This is a genomic window from Peribacillus sp. NPDC096448, assembly GCF_044762675.1.
GTDB classification, from domain to species: domain Bacteria; phylum Bacillota; class Bacilli; order Bacillales; family DSM-1321; genus Peribacillus; species Peribacillus frigoritolerans_B.
Window position 1 is genome coordinate 212,237 of record NZ_JBIWEU010000006.1, and the last position, 17,663, is coordinate 229,899.

At 42.1% G+C, this 17,663-nt stretch carries 16 protein-coding genes and 2 pseudogenes; 11 read left to right on the top strand and 7 right to left on the bottom strand.

Going from position 1 to position 17,663, the window contains the following annotated elements; translation table 11 throughout:
• Window positions 1–129: 129 nt before the first annotated feature.
• Complete coding sequence (locus tag ACIQ0C_RS12830) at window positions 130–1,323, top strand: MFS transporter (protein WP_403060369.1); 1,194 nt, start codon at window positions 130–132, stop codon at window positions 1,321–1,323.
• 99 nt (window positions 1,324–1,422) lie between these two features.
• Window positions 1,423–1,752, top strand: coding sequence for a hypothetical protein (locus tag ACIQ0C_RS12835; RefSeq protein WP_403060372.1), 330 nt, complete (start codon window positions 1,423–1,425; stop codon window positions 1,750–1,752).
• A 108-nt stretch (window positions 1,753–1,860) separates the two neighbouring features.
• Here ACIQ0C_RS12835 and ACIQ0C_RS12840 read toward each other — a convergent pair whose 3' ends face one another.
• Window positions 1,861–2,004 (bottom strand): hypothetical protein, encoded by a 144-nt coding sequence (locus ACIQ0C_RS12840; RefSeq protein ID WP_402836196.1) that lies wholly within the window; start codon window positions 2,002–2,004, stop codon window positions 1,861–1,863.
• Window positions 2,005–2,149: 145 nt separating this feature from the next.
• Here ACIQ0C_RS12840 and ACIQ0C_RS12845 point away from each other — a divergent pair, with 145 nt between their 5' ends.
• From ACIQ0C_RS12845 to ACIQ0C_RS27270, 4 genes and pseudogenes are all read left to right on the top strand, one after another.
• Entirely contained in the window at window positions 2,150–3,013 is an 864-nt protein-coding gene (locus tag ACIQ0C_RS12845) for an STAS domain-containing protein (protein ID WP_403060375.1), read from the top strand.
• Between the two features lie 175 nt (window positions 3,014–3,188).
• Window positions 3,189–3,626: a hypothetical protein gene (locus ACIQ0C_RS12850; RefSeq protein ID WP_402836200.1), complete on the top strand. Its 438-nt coding sequence runs from the start codon at window positions 3,189–3,191 to the stop codon at window positions 3,624–3,626.
• A 411-nt stretch (window positions 3,627–4,037) separates the two neighbouring features.
• Window positions 4,038–4,763, top strand: a pseudogene (locus ACIQ0C_RS27265) (penicillin acylase family protein); the annotation flags it as partial.
• Window positions 4,764–4,781: 18 nt separating this feature from the next.
• Window positions 4,782–5,387: pseudogene (locus ACIQ0C_RS27270) on the top strand (penicillin acylase family protein); the annotation flags it as partial.
• 52 nt (window positions 5,388–5,439) lie between these two features.
• Here the strand turns inward: ACIQ0C_RS27270 and ACIQ0C_RS12860 are convergent.
• A complete protein-coding gene (locus ACIQ0C_RS12860; protein WP_101223589.1) occupies window positions 5,440–5,658 on the bottom strand; it encodes a hypothetical protein in 219 nt (72 codons plus the stop codon).
• Entirely contained in the window at window positions 5,651–6,274 is a 624-nt protein-coding gene (locus ACIQ0C_RS12865; protein WP_402836204.1) for a sigma-70 family RNA polymerase sigma factor, read from the bottom strand. Before ACIQ0C_RS12865 ends, ACIQ0C_RS12860 begins: the two co-directional genes overlap by 8 nt.
• 158 nt (window positions 6,275–6,432) lie before the next feature.
• Here ACIQ0C_RS12865 and ACIQ0C_RS12870 point away from each other — a divergent pair, with 158 nt between their 5' ends.
• The 4 genes from ACIQ0C_RS12870 to ACIQ0C_RS12885 all read left to right on the top strand — a co-directional run bounded on the left by ACIQ0C_RS12870 (window position 6,433) and on the right by ACIQ0C_RS12885 (window position 12,455).
• Window positions 6,433–6,597 carry a YvrJ family protein gene (locus ACIQ0C_RS12870; RefSeq protein WP_402836206.1) on the top strand — a complete coding sequence of 55 codons (165 nt, stop codon included), beginning with the start codon at window positions 6,433–6,435 and terminating at the stop codon, window positions 6,595–6,597.
• 415 nt (window positions 6,598–7,012) lie between these two features.
• Window positions 7,013–7,831, top strand: a complete 819-nt coding sequence (locus ACIQ0C_RS12875) for a GNAT family N-acetyltransferase (protein ID WP_403060378.1) — start codon at window positions 7,013–7,015, stop codon at window positions 7,829–7,831.
• 39 nt (window positions 7,832–7,870) lie between these two features.
• Window positions 7,871–8,329: a DinB family protein gene (locus ACIQ0C_RS12880; protein WP_403060531.1), complete on the top strand. Its 459-nt coding sequence runs from the start codon at window positions 7,871–7,873 to the stop codon at window positions 8,327–8,329.
• Between the two features lie 307 nt (window positions 8,330–8,636).
• On the top strand, window positions 8,637–12,455 hold the full coding sequence (locus tag ACIQ0C_RS12885; protein WP_403060381.1) for a bifunctional 2',3'-cyclic-nucleotide 2'-phosphodiesterase/3'-nucleotidase: 3,819 nt from the start codon (window positions 8,637–8,639) through the stop codon (window positions 12,453–12,455).
• A 406-nt stretch (window positions 12,456–12,861) separates the two neighbouring features.
• Here ACIQ0C_RS12885 and ACIQ0C_RS12890 read toward each other — a convergent pair whose 3' ends face one another.
• Window positions 12,862–13,032 (bottom strand): hypothetical protein, encoded by a 171-nt coding sequence (locus tag ACIQ0C_RS12890; RefSeq protein WP_403060384.1) that lies wholly within the window; start codon window positions 13,030–13,032, stop codon window positions 12,862–12,864.
• A 142-nt stretch (window positions 13,033–13,174) separates the two neighbouring features.
• Here ACIQ0C_RS12890 and ACIQ0C_RS12895 point away from each other — a divergent pair, with 142 nt between their 5' ends.
• Window positions 13,175–14,038 (top strand): DUF4349 domain-containing protein, encoded by an 864-nt coding sequence (locus ACIQ0C_RS12895; RefSeq protein WP_403060387.1) that lies wholly within the window; start codon window positions 13,175–13,177, stop codon window positions 14,036–14,038.
• Window positions 14,039–14,084: 46 nt separating this feature from the next.
• Here the strand turns inward: ACIQ0C_RS12895 and ACIQ0C_RS12900 are convergent, their stop codons facing one another.
• The 3 genes from ACIQ0C_RS12900 to ACIQ0C_RS12910 form a co-directional block, all read right to left on the bottom strand.
• Window positions 14,085–15,452 (bottom strand): amino acid permease, encoded by a 1,368-nt coding sequence (locus tag ACIQ0C_RS12900; protein ID WP_402836218.1) that lies wholly within the window; start codon window positions 15,450–15,452, stop codon window positions 14,085–14,087.
• 317 nt (window positions 15,453–15,769) lie between these two features.
• The gene (locus ACIQ0C_RS12905) at window positions 15,770–16,927 is read right to left on the bottom strand and encodes an endonuclease (RefSeq protein ID WP_403060390.1); all 1,158 of its coding nucleotides are present in this window, start codon (window positions 16,925–16,927) and stop codon (window positions 15,770–15,772) included.
• A gap of 205 nt (window positions 16,928–17,132) precedes the next feature.
• Window positions 17,133–17,480 (bottom strand): phage holin family protein, encoded by a 348-nt coding sequence (locus ACIQ0C_RS12910; RefSeq protein ID WP_403060393.1) that lies wholly within the window; start codon window positions 17,478–17,480, stop codon window positions 17,133–17,135.
• Between the last annotated feature and the right edge of the window lie 183 nt (window positions 17,481–17,663).

The window sequence follows — 17,663 nt, forward strand, 5'->3', positions numbered from 1 at the left end:
AGCAGTGAAGGTTTTTTTGTGAATGGCTGGAACAAAACTTTCCCTTTGGACAAAAGTGACGAAATAGACAACTCGGGAAGTTCGTATTAACATAGGGGGAAAGTTAAATAGCGAAGGGTCTGAACAAAAGTGAATTATATCGAGCCTGCTGGTAAATCATTCAGGAAAACAATCTTGGCTTTATTTCTTGGTAGCTTTGTAACGTTTGCGGATCTGTATAGTACCCAACCGGTCATTCCGGTTTTCGTAAAGCAATTCGGAGTCTCTCCTGCAATGGCAAGCCTTACATTATCTTTCGCAACTGGAACGCTTGCACTCTGTTTATTGCTTGTTTCATTTTTCTCAGAAAATATCGATAGGAAAAAAATAATGGGGACGGCGCTTACTCTGTCTGCATTGTTATCCATATGTGTCAGCTTCATCCAGGATGATCTATACATACTAATTGCAATACGGGCGATTCAAGGAGCGGTGCTTGCGGGTTTCCCGGCAATTGCGATGGCCTATATCAATGAAGAGTTTCATCCGAAAAGCCTTGGCTATGTGATGGGGATCTATGTAAGCGGTTCGAGTATCGGCGGATTGGCTGGCAGGCTGATTGTCGGGGTTCTGACAGACCATTTCTCATGGAACATAGCGATCGGAAGTCTTGGGGCTTTAAGTTTGATCATCAGTCTGGCTTTTTGGTGGATGCTTCCTCCTTCGCAGCATGCTGTCCGTGTACGGGTCTCATTGTCGAGAATCAAAACATCCCTTATCAATAACTTAAGGAATAACAGACTAGTACTCTTATTCGGCATGGCCTTCCTATTAATGGGCTCGTTCGTTACCGTTTATAACTTTGTGGGTATACCTTTAATGGGACCGCCATATCATTTATCACAGACATTGATTGGCTTCATATTCATAATCTATCTTGTGGGGACATTTAGTTCAACATGGATGGGGAAGCTTGCCGATCAATATAGTCGGAGGCTCGTGCTTCTTATCGGAATCGCAATCATGCTGATGGGCGCCCTTTTAACCTTACTGGATCCGCTCTTGCTGAAAATAATGGGGCTTGCCTTGTTTACATTTGGCTTTTTTGGAGCTCATTCAATTGCAAGCAGCTGGGTCGGCAGTTTGGCCGATAGAAGTGAAAAGGCACAAGCATCTGCATTATATCTCCTGTTTTACTATGCGGGATCAAGTGTAGTGGGGGCATCCGGCGGTTTATTCCTGATGAAGTTCGGCTGGGGAGGGGTCATCTCGGCTGTATCCATTCTGATCCTCCTTGCTGCCGCTTGTGCGATGATGGTTGAAAAAGTGAAAATCGTTAAATAAAATGATCTTTTCTATCATGTTTTTCCGGAATCCTGAATATAATCTAGTGAAAATGGATATTGAATAATAGATTGATAAGAGAAGAGGGTAATAGATAGAGTGAAACGAAAAGCAGTAATTCTCATTGGGTTAATAGCCGTTTTAATTATATTATTCGTTGTATACTTAACAAGTCCGGGCAGATTGCAAAAGGTGCAGATTGTTGAAAAATACTATCCGCATTTCTCCGATGGCAAGGCAGTCGGTTTTAAGACGAACGAAGTCATTGATGTGACGGAAACCGAAGAGGGATCCAATTGCGCAATGAAGTTCGACAATGGGAAAACGTTGGAAATTGATTGTGACCGTTATTTAACATACAAAATTGATGAAACAGTCTATATTACTATTGAAGGGAACCATGTGAAGGAAATCCGGAGAAAAAGGTAGTGGCTTATCGATTTTTAATGATGAAAGAGCGGGGTTTGCTTAATAAACAAACCCAGCTCTTTTATTTTATCCATTCAAAAAACCCAGGCCATTTTGGACTGGGCTTTTTCATTTTTTATCTTTGTTTTTACTTTTATCCTTTTTATTACGCCGAAGTACATCCAAGATTCTGCGGCTGTTATTTTTACTGTTTATGAGTTCGACTAAATCGCTCATGTTTTCAGATTCGAAGTCTTGTTGATCTTTTTTCATGGTTATCCCTCCAAGTCATATATCATAATACCCTTATGCAGAAAAGGGTAAACGTCTATTATCATATTGGTAATAGAAGGATTTTATATCCTTAACCATTGATTATTTGCTAAAATGTGATAAAAGCCCTGTATGGGAGGTCCATATGGAAGAATTAAGAATGATCGGCGAAAAAATTGAAAAATATAAATATATCTTAGTGGAGCATATCGAGTTGTTTGAAGAAGAGGAACCGCTCTATGATTTAGAAACCAGTAAAGAGGTACGGTCAAAACTTATTCAAATTCATGCAGATGCCTTGATTCATGGAAAGGCACAAGCGATGGAAAGCATGAAAATAACGGGTATGGAAATAGGTAAGCGCATCGTGGATATGGGCATTCCTTTAGATAAGAATATTGAGGAAGCACAGCTTGTGCGTAACCTCTTCTGGAGTTTCATTGAAGAAGAGGTGAGCAATCGCTATTACTCCATTGAAATTCTGTTAAAGGCAAGCTCGATAATTGATGCAATCCTAGACCAGTTCATACACTGTGTGAGTATCAGTTACGTGAACCATTATAAAGAAATGGCGAAAATGGCAAATGATTCTTTGCAGAAGATAAAAGAAAACCAAGAAGTCATGGAAGAATTGTCCACCCCGATTGTTCAGACCGTATTAAAGGATGTGCTGCTCTTACCGTTGATCGGACGCATTGATGATTGGAGAATGGAGTCGATGCAATCAACGGTGCTGCAAAAATGTGCAGATCTGCATGCGGAAGTGTTGATCATGGATTTCTCGGGAATTACCTTTACGAAGGAAAGCAATATGCTCTCCCTGTTGGATCAATTAGTGGGGGCACTGGCATTGATGGGAACGGAAACGATGTTTGTCGGTTTCACCCCTGATGTCGTGAAAGAGATCGTCAAACTTGATTTCGCAAATCAGGTAAAAGCCTTTCTATCGTTCAGGCAGGCCCTGGAATATCTGTTTAATCAAAGGGGGCTGGCTCTTCAGCCAGTATGAGATATCCTTTTTCAGGGTATCTTTTTTTCTATGCCAGGCTAACATTCCTGCAGTTCCCATATATTATCGCCCATTGGTATTTCTCCATGTTATAGTGAAGTGACGTGGGCGGACATGTTGATTTTGATTTAAATTGAATAGGACATGTCAACCGTGTAAGGGAGGTGGTTGAAGAGTGTTTTTCAAGAAAAATGAAGAATCTCAACATAACGAAAAATGGTATTGTGTAGGAATCATGACGGATAATGGGCTGGAGGATGAAGAATATGATGTTTTGTCCAAACGCATCCTCGACTCGGTCCAAAATGTCTCGGTCATATCGGACTTGGTAAGGGTGGAATGGGATCGGGATAAATTGCGAGCCTTGAATGAACGTTTTGGGGACCCTTCATTTTCCGACCCATGTTTTATCATTAATGAATTCATACCAGAGGATATAAAAAAGGAAAGAAAACTTCTGGAGAAAACTCATAAATGGAAGAGGATCTTTGGTCTCCTCTCCCTGATTGAATACATGGAAGCCGAGACGAAGGCGGCTCATGACTTTGATAAAGCTCTCTTTTATACAGACGATGCAGATAAAGTGATTGAATACATTATTGCAAATAGCTAGCATTCACTGCCACATCGATACTTTGTATCGGTGTTTTTGCATTTGTTTTAATGTTTAATCGGAGCAATTTCGCGTGAAATTTCGACTTTGCACCTTTTTTCGCTCTCAAAATAAAAAGAGAGAATGTGAGGAGGGCGGTAGGAAAGATGGAGTTAAATGCGGAATATCTTAAATAGAAAGAAAGAGAGTTTTAAGGGGAGAGGAAGATGAATCGATGGAAGTTGCCGTACCTCAGCAAAAGCCAAAACGGAAGTGGAGAAAGCGGGCGCTATGGAGTTTTGGAATCCTGATCATACTTTTGCTGTCTGTCTTGATTGCTGCAAATGTATTTCTTTCAAGATCCTTGCCGGAAACAAAGGGGGAAATATCGCTTCCAGGTCTTTTGAAACCGGTTACGGTGGTGAGGGATTCAAGTGGGGTGCCTTTGATTTAGGGGGGAACTGGGAAGATCAGGCGTTTAGGCAGTATTTGCTGCAAACGTTCCCAAAGGAAAAAGCATATGATTTATTTCCTGATTATCCAAAGAACGCTCCATATATCATCAGCAAGGAAGAACTGGATATTGAAAAAAGTTTTGCCGGGGCCGTTATTCCCTATGAATTCAACGGCAGCAATAACTGGGTCGTTTCAGGCAAGAAAACGCAATCCGGTCAGCCGTTATTGGCGGATGATCCCCATCTGGGATTGGCTACACCGTCGGTTTGGTATCAAATGCATTTGGAGGCCCCGTCAGTCAATGTGAGCGGTGTTATTTTTGCCGGGATTCCAGGAATCATACTAGGTCATAACGAAAAGGTCGCTTGGGGTGTGACCAATACCGGTCCGGATGTTCAGGATCTGTATATTGAGAGGAGGAACCCGGAAAACGAGACAGAATTCTCCTACAAGGGTAAATGGGAAAAAGCTGAAATCTTGGATGAACCGATCAAGGTGAAGGATGGTAAAACACTTGACTATCAAGTGACGGTTACCCGGCATGGACCTGTTGTCTCCGAATTTGCCGGGAAAAGCGGAAAAGATACCGTGCTTGCCTTAAGGTGGACGGCACTTGATCCATCTGCCGAGCTTGAAACGGTATTGAAAGGTCCATCAGGGAAACAGGAAGACCAGGCACTGACGATTCTGAAGAAATGGAATCATATCGATTCCGCTGATGAAGCGGCACCGATGATTTTTAATGTCTGGATGCGAAATATAGGGGATGAACTGCTTAAAGAAGAAATACCGGAGGAAACCCTCAACCTCTTTAATGGAAGGCGTTCGGCCGTTGATGAACTACTGAGGCGGGCATTGGACGGTAAGCCGGGCCCTTGGATTGAAGATGCTGGCGGACTTGAGCAGGTGCTTGCCAAGTCGTTACAGGAGACGTTAACGGAACTGGAAGAATCACAAGGTGACGATATAGCCGATTGGGAATGGGGAGACTATCATCAGGTCAGGTTTAACCACCCGCTATCGAGTGTCACCCCGTTAAATTATTTATTTAACAGCGGCGGCATTCCGGTAGGCGGCAGCAGTGTCACCGTACAGGCGGCGGCATTTTTAGATGATGGAACCGTTAATCACGGTGGCTCCTGGTGATTCGTCATCGACCTAGCCGACATGAATCAAGGATATCACCTCGTTGGCCCGGGGCAATCAGGTAATGTTAAAAGTGAGTGGTACCGCGATCAGCTTGATGATTGGGCAGAAGGTACTTATCACAAAACCACAATGGACGATCCAAAAGGTGATAAGCTGACATTGAAACCATCTTACTGAGATTCAGAAAAACGTACCAAGTCCAGCATCTTTCCCTGGACTTGGTACGTTTTCATTGTTTTTGCTTAGTCAAGAATTCTGCAAGGAACTCCTCGAAATTAGGGGCCTCGATTGCTGCGATTTTTTCATATGATTCAATGATCTTGAGTTTAATTTCTTGCTCCAGATCATTCCGGTCTTGATAGTTCGTGTTTTTTAACGATTTTTTTATTTTAGGATTCAAAGAGTCGATTAGATCCATCAATTCTTCTTTTGACAGTTTTTTATCCACAATGGCTTTTCTCCTTTCTAACATATACCTCATCCATATAGTGCTTTCGAAGTTTTTTTAGAGCTTGTTTACGGATGCTTGAGATATTCTGTGGCGACTCATGGAAATAGGCAGCAATTTCCTTGTTGGATAGGCCGTAGGAAAAGATCATGGTCAGCACCAGGTTTTGTTTGGCTGTTAACTTCTTCAAGGCTTTTATCATCTCTTCATCACTTATGTGTGAAGCGAGGTCATTCGTTTCCCCCATCTTTTCAAGTTGAACGTCCAAAGTGCCGATTCGATCGATCAATCCGCCAGTATCCCTTGGTGTCGCATCAAGTACCATCCGATAGCGTTCCCGCTGCTTCCGTGCCCTTTTATCAAAGTCAACAGAGAAAAAGTAAATTAAGGAGCACATGTATTTGTATACTTTAGCCCGGTAATAGAAAATTTTGAAAGTCTCGTTGAGATGACAAATGTTGTGGGAAGAAGGGGAATCAAGGGTTTCAGTGAAAATCTTTAAATGCTCTGGGTTCTGTAAAAATACTTGAATGATCGGTTGTTCAAAGAAAGATGAGTACTGTTGCTGCAGAAACTCCAATGAATGAGAAAAAAAATGAGAAGTTAATTGGTTCATTGTTATCCCTCCTTTAATTTTAATAAAGTGATAAACAAGGGGAATAAATCAATTATATAAGAACATTCGTTCCTTTTACCATAAATCAATAGTGCTAGATTGATTTTTTTAAACAAGTTTCACTTTAGATATCAGATACAAGAAAAGGGGTGAAGAGGATGATGATTGAGGATGCTACTATGTGGGTTTCATTAGTTAGCGAATTTGGCTATCCATTCGTCGTTTCTATGTTTTTGCTCTTCCGCTTCGATAAACAATTAAAAGAACTGACAACGGACGTAGAGAACTTAAAAAAGTCCGCTCATAAAACGAAAAGACGATAACCTCAGGACGTAAAGTGCCGGATGGTAAACACCGAATTTCGGGTTCTATTCTAAAAAGGGTCCGGAATTCGGGTATAAAGAAATGGGTACTATCTTAAAATCAAGACTTTGTAAATCCCTCCCTTAAGCTAAAAAATAAAATAATCATAAACCATTATTTGGAATATAGCACAAAATAGGTAAAAAATAATCGTCATTTGGAATCATTTTACTGCTATAATTCATCCGTCAATGGAATTAGATAGGAAATCCTCCCCTCGTACGATTTTAGCTTTATGGAATAAAGTGGAAATACTTTTAAAAAAACAACATTAATCAATAAACTTATGAATAGTATGCGGCATCCTGAGTAAAAGGGTGCTGCTTTTCTTATTTTTTGGTAATAAACTGATAATATGGAAAAGGGGTGGAGAATTTGAAGGGTGAACAACTGGAAGATATTCGGATCCTGCAGCAAGAATGTGAACGGGAAGGTTTTACTTTAAAGTTGAATTGGGAAACGCTTCGCAGTCGAAATGGTGTGCATAAGAATGATTTTCTTCACTATGATGGATTGAAACTTGTTGGTTTTCTTGGTCTTTACGATTTTGGAAACAAAGCGGAGATGTGCGGGATGGTGCATCCTGATTACCGGAGGCAAGGCATTTTTACAAAGTTGCTGGAAGAGGCGATAAGAAGTGCCGTGGAGCGCAACTATAAGTCGATACTCTTGAACTCACCTGCTCAATCGCACTCAGGGACAGAATTTTTGAAACAGCTCCCATGTGAGTTTGCTTTTTCTGAGTTTCAAATGAAATGGTCCGAAACGGAGCTTGATGATTATGATGATGCAGTCGTTCGCCCTTCACGGAGAGATGATGAGGAAACGGAAATTCAGCTGGATATTCAATGTTTTCAATTTACGAAACGGGAAGCGAAGGATTATTATCAGCGCATCCTTTATGAGGATACTTTGAAAACCATGATGATTGAAAAGGGTGGCCTTGCAGTCGGTAAGATCCGTGTTGATCACTCAGGACGGGAAGCGTGGATTTATGGATTTTCCATTTTGCCAAAATACCAGGGAAAAGGACTTGGAAGAAAGGCATTGAAAAAGGTTGTAGCCGAACAATGCCAGCTGGGATATGATATTTTTCTCGAGGTCGAGGCGACTAATGAGCATGCTTTAAGACTCTATGAATCTTGTGGCTTCAAAACGATTCAAAGACAGGATTATTATCAATACAAACGCTGAAGGGCATTTGACGACAAAAAGTGTTAGGGGGCCGGGATGATGTTGGCATTATTCAATTATAACTGGCAGGTGAGAAGTGAGTGGTTCAAGTGGTGCCGATCTTTATCGATTGAGGAGCTGAAACGGCAGCGAAAGGGAGGGATGGGCAATATATTGAGGACACTTGCCCATATTATCGATGTCGAATGCAGCTGGATCAGGGCCATACAAGGGAAGCCTGATGTCGCGGTCGATTTGGACGCTTATGATACGATCGAAAAAGTGGAGGATTTATCTAACCATTATCACTCAGAGGTCATGGACTATTTGAACTCGCATGCAATTGAAGAAGAGAATGGAATGATTCAGCCATCTTGGATGGAGGGGACATACGAAAAAGGCAGGATACTGCGCCATCTTATAGCGTACGAAATTCACCATATAGGCCAGCTGTCCATCTGGTCGAGGGAGATGGGCATCGAACCGGTATCCGCCAGTTTAATAGATCGCGATTTATAGATTTTCAGTTTCAAAAGGTTTCCCTGATATAAAGAGCGTAAGGAACGATCTTTGAGATCCATAAGATGTTAGCAGGCTGGTTCATTTTAATGGGCCAGCTTTTTCTATAAAGTAACTTTCTCCCTAGGGATTCTATGATGATTTATATACATGATTGAAGGTATATCGAGCTAGGCGCTCTGGATGGGAATGGATAAAAAGTACCATTTATTCAAAATTCGTAATATTACGATAAATTTTGGCGATAATTCGACAAAATCATGATATATTATTCTAGCATTTTACAAAACTAGAAGGGTTGTGAAGTATGTCGTACAAGATGCATGTTAATAAGTGGCTCGCCCCGATTCTTGCTGTGAGTTTGATTACAGCCCCATTTACCGTACCGGGGGAGACATCCGCCAAAGAGCCTAATAAGAAACCGGCCACGACTGAACCATTTATCATTGCAGCTCCTACTGTTCATTACACAAAAGGAACCAAAGCGACTGTAACGGTCACGCCGAAAAAAGGGAACAAAGGAAATGAAACCGTTGTCTTCCAATTAATGAATGGGACGAAGGTCATTTCACAATCAGCCGTTGAGGCGGATATTAAATCGGCCCAAAAGTTCTCGGCGTACTTCAACTCGTACAAATCGGGTTATTGGGTTAAAGTATCGGTTGTCTCCAAGTATAACGGCAATACGAGTAACTTCGGCAAAAGCCTGGCAGCCTCCGTTTCGGATGCACCATTTGAACTAAGGATCATGGAAACGACTGATATACACACCAATCTGGTAAGCTATGATTATTATAAGGATGCCGTATCGGACTCAGTCGGTCTTTCCCGCACGGCATCTTTAATCAAACAGGCACGAAAAGAAGTGAAAAATAGCGTTTTAGTGGATAACGGCGACCTTATTCAAGGGACCACCCTAGGTACGTACAAAGCGAAAATAGCGCCACTGAAAAAGGGTGAAGTCCATCCAGTCTATAAAGCGATGAACTTGCTTGACTATGATGTGGCGACATTCGGCAATCATGAATTCAATTATGGTTTATCATATTTGGACGAGGCCATCAACGATGCGAACTTCCCTTATGTCAATGCCAATGTTTATAAAAAGGATAAAGACAATAATCCAAAGAATGATAAAAATAAATATACTCCTTATAAAATCGTCACGAAGAAAGTAAAGGACATCAATGGAAAAGAAAAATCAGTAAAAATAGGATACATTGGATTTGCCCCTCCGCAAATCATGGATTGGGATAAAGCGAATCTAAACAGTAAGGTCATTGCAAAGGAAATCGTCACGACTGCAAAAAAATATGTACCTGAAATGAAGAAAAAGGGTGCGGATGTCATCGTGGCGCTCACACATTCCGGGTTTAATGGCGATACCAAGAATACCGAGGATGTCATCTATTCATTAAGCAAGGTATCCGGCATCGATGCCATCACGTTTTCCCACACGCATAAAGTCTTCCCGGCACAAGATGAGGCTTATTTGGACAGCCTATTCAAAGATAGCCAAGGAAAAGTCCTAAAAGGAGTGGATAATGAAAAGGGGACCATCAATGGTGTCCCAGCCGTTCAAGCAGGTTATGGCGGCAGTAATCTCGGGATCATCGATCTTGATATCCAAAATATCAAGGGGAAATGGAAAGTCGTCAATTCCGATTCATCAACACGGGCAATCAACGACAAAATAACAGGAAAAAAAGCGGATGAAGATGCATCTATCGTCAACGCCGTAAAGAAGGATCACGAAGGAACGATCAAGTATGTTAACACGCCAATCGGAACGACTACAGCTCCAATTCATAGTTATTTTGCCCTTGTTCAAGATGATCCTTCCGTACAGGTCGTGACGAGCGCACAGAAATGGTATGTAGAAAAATACATCCACAGCAACCGCCCTGAATACAAAGACTTGCCCATCCTCTCTGTAGGAGCCCCTTTCAAAGCGGGTCGCAATGGAGTCGAGGAATTCACGGAAATCAAGGAAGGCGGACTGACCATTCGCAGCGCCGGTGATTTATATTTATACGATAATACCTTGAAGGCAATCAAGATCAAAGGGTCCGTGGTTAAAGAGTGGCTTGAGATGTCTGCAGGGAAATATAATACAATCGATCCTGCCAAGTCTGAGGAACAGGAGCTGCTTAATGGAAAGTTTGCCGTCTATAATTTTGATGTGATTGACGGTGTCACGTACGAAATCGATGTCACCAAGGCTCCGCGCTATGATGAAAAAGGGATAAAAGTGTCGGATTCAAGCAGGATTGTAGATTTGAAATATAATGGTGAACCAGTGGACCCGAATCAAGATTTCATCGTCGTGACGAATAATTACCGTGCTTCGGGCGGGGGGAACTTCCCGGGAGTCAAGGGCAGCGAATATGTAGTTGACTCTGCGGATGAAAATCGCCAGATCTTGATGGATTACATCACACAAGAGGGTGAGATCAATCCAACCGCTGATAATAACTGGTCGATTGCCCCGATTTCAGGCAAGGTGAACGTAACTTTCACCTCATCACCAAAAGGTGCGGAATATTTAAATGAAGACAGCCCGATTTCCTATACAGGCAAAAAGGATGATAAAGGCTTTGGCATTTACAAATACAATTTGGGGAAAGAAAACGTTAAGGTGCAACTGCTCGGGATCAATGACCTTCATGGCCAGCTAGATACCACCTCCGATTTTGGCGGCATCAAACAAGGGCGTGCCGATTATTTAGCCGCGCACTTGAAGCAGCGTAAAGCTGAAAACCCTGAAAATACACTTTTACTATCGGCAGGGGATGCTGTTGGGGCAAGTGCACCCGTTTCCTCTTTGATTCAGGATAAACCGACGCTTCAGTTTTTGAATAATATGAAATTCGATGTCGGAACTGTCGGAAACCATGAGTTCGACAAAGGGGTAGAAACCTTGATGGCTCAGATCAATGGCGGAAAGTCGCCAACATCCGATGTGGTATTCGATAAATTGAACTTTCCATATGTAGTGGCCAATGTCGTATATAAAGACACGAAAAAACCGATTTTGGACCCTTACGTCATAAAAAAGGTCGGCGGGGTTGATATTGGGTTCATAGGTGTAGTCACGAATGCCACACCTCAAAAAGTAAGTCCGGATGGCATTAAGAATGTGGAATTCATAGAACAGGCACCTGCCGTAAATAAGGCGGTAAATGAATTGAAAGGTAAAGGTGTCAAATCGATCGTGATCATCTCACATGACCCAGGCACTGAAAAGGAAGGGGTCATCACAGGCGAAGTGGCTGATCTTGCTAATGCCGTGGATGATGAAGTGGATGTGATTTTAGCCGGAGATAACCATGCAAAGATCAATAACTATGTCGATAATAAATTGATCGTACAAGCTTACTCTTATGGAACGGCTTTTGAAGATGTGGATTTGGAAATCGATCCAAACACAAAGGATATTGTCAAAAAGTCAGCTGAGATTGTTACGGTTACACAAGATGGCATCACACCGGATGCCGGGACGACGAAATTCATTAATGACTACCTGGACATGTTCCCCGAGTTGAAAGCCCCGCTTGGGACAACGGATGAGAAAATTTTAAGAACCAATGCCTATACGCAGGAAACGGGTCTTGGAAATTTAATTGCCGATTCAATGAAGGCCGATTTGAACTCCGATTTTGCCTTCATGAATCCAGGTGGAATTCGGGCAGATATTCCAAAGGGGGAAGTCACTTTTTCCGATTTAGCGAAAATCCAGCCGTTCGGAAACGTATTGGTTAAGCTGGAACTGACTGGAGCGGAAGTGAAAACGCTGCTTCAACAGCAATGGATTGTTGAAGGATCTCCGAAAACTTTGCAAATTTCTGGACTGAGCTATACAGCCGACTTCAGTAAACCTGTCACGGAGCGTGTCACCTTATTGAAGAAAGCGGACGGAACACCGATCAAGGATACCGAGACATACACGGTGGCCGTCAATGATTTCATGGCAAGCGGCGGTGATAACTATACCGTCCTGAAAGGAAAAGAGCGTGTGTTTGGACATGCTGACCTGGAAGCATTCGTCAACTATGTGAAAGAAACCTTTAAAGGCGGAAAGATCACGGCAGAAATTGAAGGCAGAATTACGAATATCAATAATTAATTGAGGTTTACTCGTGAGTTTAGCGGGTTTACTCGTGAAACTCTAAAAGAGAGCGCTCCTTAATATAAGGGGCGCTCAGACTGTAGACAAACTTGATGAAAATCGAGTTTGTCTACAGTTTTTTTGGGCTTGTACAAATTTTGACGTTGATTTCCACTTCAGGCACTCGCTTTCCGCGGGCGGTCCGGGAGCCTCCTCGGCGCACTTGCGCCTGTGGGGTCTCCCTTGGACTCGCTATTCCCGCAGGAGTCTCGCACCTTCCGTTCCAATCAACTATGTTTAAAATTTCAGATAGAACTCCTTTTTGCCTACAGTCTTTTTTGTTTTAAAATAGAACTATTAAAACTTGAGGTGATGAGGATGCTTTCGAAACATAATTCTAATCAGCGAGATCAACTTGAAATAATTACTTTAGATCAACTGGTGCCGGGGATTCTTTCGCAAACATGACTATGTTTACGATGAACACTTTGAGCTTGTCATAAATTTCTTTTGAATTCCTTGTGGCGAATATCCCCACAAGTGAACCTCCGACCACAGGTACCAATACACTTTTAGCCAATTTTCCGTAGTTCATAATGAACTCCTCTTCTTTCTTCATTATTGGGATTTTCTTATACCTTTACCTCCCACCTGAAAATAAACCATCCCCTTTAATCTAGAAGTGTAACTTTCTTCCAAACTTTACGTCGGTACTAGTAAGAAAAGGGGGAGTACCGATGAACCGTAAAACAATGATGCTTATGTTCAGTTTGTTCCTTTTACTTGCTGGATGCAGCAGTAACGAAAAAGATGATTCATCATCGGAAGCACAGGATGAAAAGGCGGAAAGTAAAATGGGCGCTTCCATTTCCGGGAATAAGGTGCAGGAAGAAGCAGCGGAAAAGGAAGGGATGACGGATGAAAGAAAGGTCATCCATCAAGCCCAGCTTGAGTTGAAGGTAAAGAATCTTGAAAAGGCACAAATGAAGATTGAGAATAAGGTGGCTGAATATGGCGGATATGTTGTCGAGTCCAATGTATACAGGGAAGATGAAGAACTGGTGGAAGGAACGATCACCGTTCGGGTCCCTGAAGCCCATTTTCAGGATTTTCTAAGCGATAGTGAGGGCGAAGCTTCAGAAGTGGTCGGAAGGAATGTGACAGGACAGGATGTAACGGAGCAATATGTGGATTTAAAAGCAAGGTTGAAGTCAAAGCGGGCAGTGGAGGAAAGGTTGCTTGCATTCATGAAGGATGCTGAGAAGACGGAAGATTTACTGAAAATATCATCCGATCTTGCCGTGGTGCAAGAAGAAATAGAGCAGCTGACCGGGCAAATGAAGTATCTTGAAAACCAGACCTCATATTCGACGGTTACCATCACGTTATCACAGGACAGGATAGTTGTGCCGGGCATTGATAATAAGGAATTGAATACATGGGAGAGGACGAAGAAACAACTTGCAACGAGTGCGAATCTATTACTTAAAGCGGGTTCAGGAATCATTGTTTTTATAATAGGAAACTTGCCTCTCCTCATTATTTTAGGCGGAGCTGGTGTGGTGGTCCATTGGGTGATCAAAAGAAGGGGTAAAAGGTGAAGGCAAGAAATAGAGGGTGCCAATTAGATTGGGCACCCTCTGGCATTTATCTTTTCCGTTTATGCAATCCGGTCATATAATACAGGGCTACCAACAGTAAGATCCAAATCGGACCAACGATTAGAGCGATTCTTGTATCTGCTGAAAAACCGAGTACCACCATTACGAATACTAAAAAGGCTAAAGTGAAATAAGAAGTGAATGGGAAAAGAGGCATCTTGTAAGATAAGCCTTGTTTTTCTCCCTGACTCATTTTCCGTCTAGACATAATCTGTGTGACAAGTATCGTTCCCCATGTCCAGAGGGCACCGAATGTAGCGACACTTGTGACGTAAGTGAAAACTTTATCGGCTTCCATGTAGTTAAGGTAAACACCGAAAAGAAGCACGACAGCCGAAACGATAATGGCAACGCCAGGAACGCCTGACTTTGTTGTACGTTCGAAACTTTTTGGTGATTCACCTTGCTGCGCTAGGTTGAATAACATTCTTCCTGTACTGAAGATCCCGCTGTTACAAGATGAAAGGGCTGCTGTCAGTACGACAAATTGAATGATTCCTGCTGCGCCTGGTATACCGATTTTATCAAACATCATAACGAATGGGCTGTTTTCTCCATTCATTTCATCCCATGGAGTGATCGATAGAATGACTGTCAGAGCTAAAACGTAAAAAAGTAAGATCCGGTAAAAAACGGTATCGATGGCTCTTTTTAAAGATTTTTCAGGATTTTTAACTTCACCTGCGGTTACACCGAGCATTTCAATTCCCAAATAGGCGAACATGACCATTTGGAACGAGAGGATGACACCAGAAATCCCATTAGGGAAAAATCCTCCATTTTCAACAAGGTTACCGAAACCGACCGCGATTCCGCCGTTCCCCAGACCAAAGATGATCATTCCGAAGCCAAGGACGATCATAAGGATGATCGTAATGATTTTAATTAAGGCGAACCAAAACTCCAATTCACCGTATGCTTTTACAGCAAGAAAGTTAATCGTTGTCATGATGGCAAGTGCGGCTAACGCCCAAGCCCATTGAGGAGTATCTGGGAACCAAAATTGCATATAGATTCCGACTGCCGTAATTTCAGCCATACAGGTGGCAATCCAAACGAACCAGTAATTCCATCCGGTTATATATCCGGCAAGAGGACCGACAAATTCGCTTGCATAGCGACTGAAAGAGCCTGCGACAGGATTTTTTATCGCCATTTCCCCAAGTGCCCGCATGATTAGATAGATCATAAGCCCGCCAATTGCATAAGAAATGATGATGGCTGGACCGGCTAATTTTATCGCAGATGCCGAGCCGAGAAATAGACCGACTCCAATGGCTGCGCCAAGAGACATTAATGCGATATGCCTTTCTTCCAAACCTCTATGCAGTTGAGATTCTTTGGAGTTTTGCATAATTTTCCCCTTTTCTATGTTGGAGTTTAATTTTCTCTATCTAGCATTTTATCACTAGTAGAGGTGAATACATATTATTTATTGATTTTTCACATAATATTACAATTAAATAATATATTTTAATAGTTAGAATGTAAAGAAAAATATGAAAACGCTTACTTTGAAAGTGATTCTCTCTGTTATCATCGTATAACAAACCTTCAAAAACTAATTGGAATGCTATTTAACCAAAATATAATTATGTGATTTTTCTAAAAATTTTGATATTCCCAAGTGAAAAAGCTGTCCCAAAAATAAGGAACAGCTTGTTCGTTTTATCATTGCCAGATGGCGGAGGCCCATTCAGGATGATCAATGAAAGGGTTGCGATTATGCTGATATTGATTATAAATGATCTCATTTCTATTACGCTCGAAGGTATCTACAGGATCCTGTTCATTCCACTCCAGTAAGACAGCCAATTTACCATGATAAGGGGCGGTACCATCGTTCACTTGATTATTTAGCTCCAAATCGACTTCCCCTGCATCACCCTCGTAACGAACCGCCATATAAAACAGCATCCGGGCGACATCACCTTTGACGCTATCGCGGGGTTCCCACGAATCAGAATCATAGTAGTTTCCTATCGCTTCGGTATGTTCTGAACCTCCATTATCAAAGTCCAGGTTGTTTCTTGTACTGTTGACGGAGACATCAGTAGGCCGAAGATGATGCAGGTCGGTGCCGGGTCCTAAAGTGGTGCCGAAATCACCATGTGATTTTGCCCATACATGCTCACGATTCCAATCATTAACACCTGATCCGTTCATCGTTTTTCCTTGAGAACGCCCTGTATAAAGTAGAATGACATTATTGGCGTTATGCGGATCCTCGTCGGTTATCCGTAAAGCTTCCCAGACATTTGAATACGATATTTCCGTATGGTCATCGATGATTTCATGGAGGGCGTTCTTTAACGACGACCCTGATTTTCTGATGGCTGAATCATAGTATGAGCCAACCCCCGGTGTCTCCGGTTCCGGTTGATCAGTCCCTGAAATCATGGCAGATACATCTTTTAAGCCAGGATGGGTGAAATAGGCACTAAGTGTACCGGTGACGGTGACTTTTTTTCCTTTTAATGCAGGATTTGTTTTTAATCCAAATTCAGAGCGGAAGGAGGATGGAATCTGAACATAAACCATATTGGCAATGTTCATTTCCGATGAGCTGTCTGCCAATGCTATGGCATAATCATTCGGATAGCTGCTCGTGACGACGGTATTGGCTGACGTGGGCTGTCCTACCACATATCCACTGACCGTTTTAATCGTGCTGTCTTGATTCGCAATGGCTTGGGAAACGGAGTAAGGAAATGACGAACTGCCATCGCCAGCAGCGGCTAGTGATGGGGTAATGAAAAGAGCGGGAATAAAGAAAGCGAGCACGAGTAAAATGGACAGGGAAAATCTTGGTTCCTGTTTTGTGAACATGTGATTCCTCCATTAATCGATTCATACCCGTTTCCAGAGAAATTGGCATGTATATGTAAAATTATGGATATTAGCAGCTTTCTCCTTCTGGATTGTCAAAAATGAGAGAAAACAGCTAGTGATGCTTAGCGGAATTTAGGGAAATAGCCCGGGAAATATCGAAGGCTGTCAAAGAAATGAAAATGATACGAAAAACCGTCAGTAGCTACTGACGGTTTTTTTTACTCTGTTTTATAAGAAGACTTTGAATGAAACTCAATAACAATGAACCGATTAAAGCTCCCCAAAAAGAATCTATTACAAAGCCACTGACGATATAGGAAGTGATTTGGAATGTGAAGGCATTGATAATGAAAGAAAACAGCCCGAACGTCAGGATGGTGATCGGCAATGTGATGAGCTGGAGAATGGGCCTAACGAGCAAGTTCATGATCGATAATATAAAAACCGCCAGCAAGGCTGTTCCGTAAGATTTAATCGTGATGGAGTCGAGAAGCCAGTCAATGACGAGCAATGCCAGCCCGTTGATAAGAAAACGCATTATTATGTTCATGAATAACTCCTCCTGAAGGCACTTTACTACAAGTCAATTATACTAAAATTTCATGAATTTCAGTGATATGTTTGCAGAATTGTCACAAAAAAGAGGAATACGATATGTATTCCCCCAGAATGGAAAGGACCCTTTTTACTAATAAAAACTCCGTGATTTCAGAAATCCGCTCCATTCCAGCCG

Coding starts and splice junctions, on each gene's coding strand:
- ACIQ0C_RS12840 (WP_402836196.1), bottom strand. CDS start 2,004: ATGAAAAAAGATCAACAAGACTTCGAATCTGAAAACATGAGCGATTTA.
- ACIQ0C_RS12845 (WP_403060375.1), top strand. CDS start 2,150: ATGGAAGAATTAAGAATGATCGGCGAAAAAATTGAAAAATATAAATAT.
- ACIQ0C_RS12865 (WP_402836204.1), bottom strand. CDS start 6,274: ATGAACCAATTAACTTCTCATTTTTTTTCTCATTCATTGGAGTTTCTG.
- ACIQ0C_RS12870 (WP_402836206.1), top strand. CDS start 6,433: ATGATGATTGAGGATGCTACTATGTGGGTTTCATTAGTTAGCGAATTT.
- ACIQ0C_RS12880 (WP_403060531.1), top strand. CDS start 7,871: ATGTTGGCATTATTCAATTATAACTGGCAGGTGAGAAGTGAGTGGTTC.
- ACIQ0C_RS12885 (WP_403060381.1), top strand. CDS start 8,637: ATGTCGTACAAGATGCATGTTAATAAGTGGCTCGCCCCGATTCTTGCT.
- ACIQ0C_RS12890 (WP_403060384.1), bottom strand. CDS start 13,032: ATGAACTACGGAAAATTGGCTAAAAGTGTATTGGTACCTGTGGTCGGA.
- ACIQ0C_RS12895 (WP_403060387.1), top strand. CDS start 13,175: ATGAACCGTAAAACAATGATGCTTATGTTCAGTTTGTTCCTTTTACTT.
- ACIQ0C_RS12900 (WP_402836218.1), bottom strand. CDS start 15,452: ATGCAAAACTCCAAAGAATCTCAACTGCATAGAGGTTTGGAAGAAAGG.
- ACIQ0C_RS12905 (WP_403060390.1), bottom strand. CDS start 16,927: ATGTTCACAAAACAGGAACCAAGATTTTCCCTGTCCATTTTACTCGTG.
- ACIQ0C_RS12910 (WP_403060393.1), bottom strand. CDS start 17,480: ATGAACATAATAATGCGTTTTCTTATCAACGGGCTGGCATTGCTCGTC.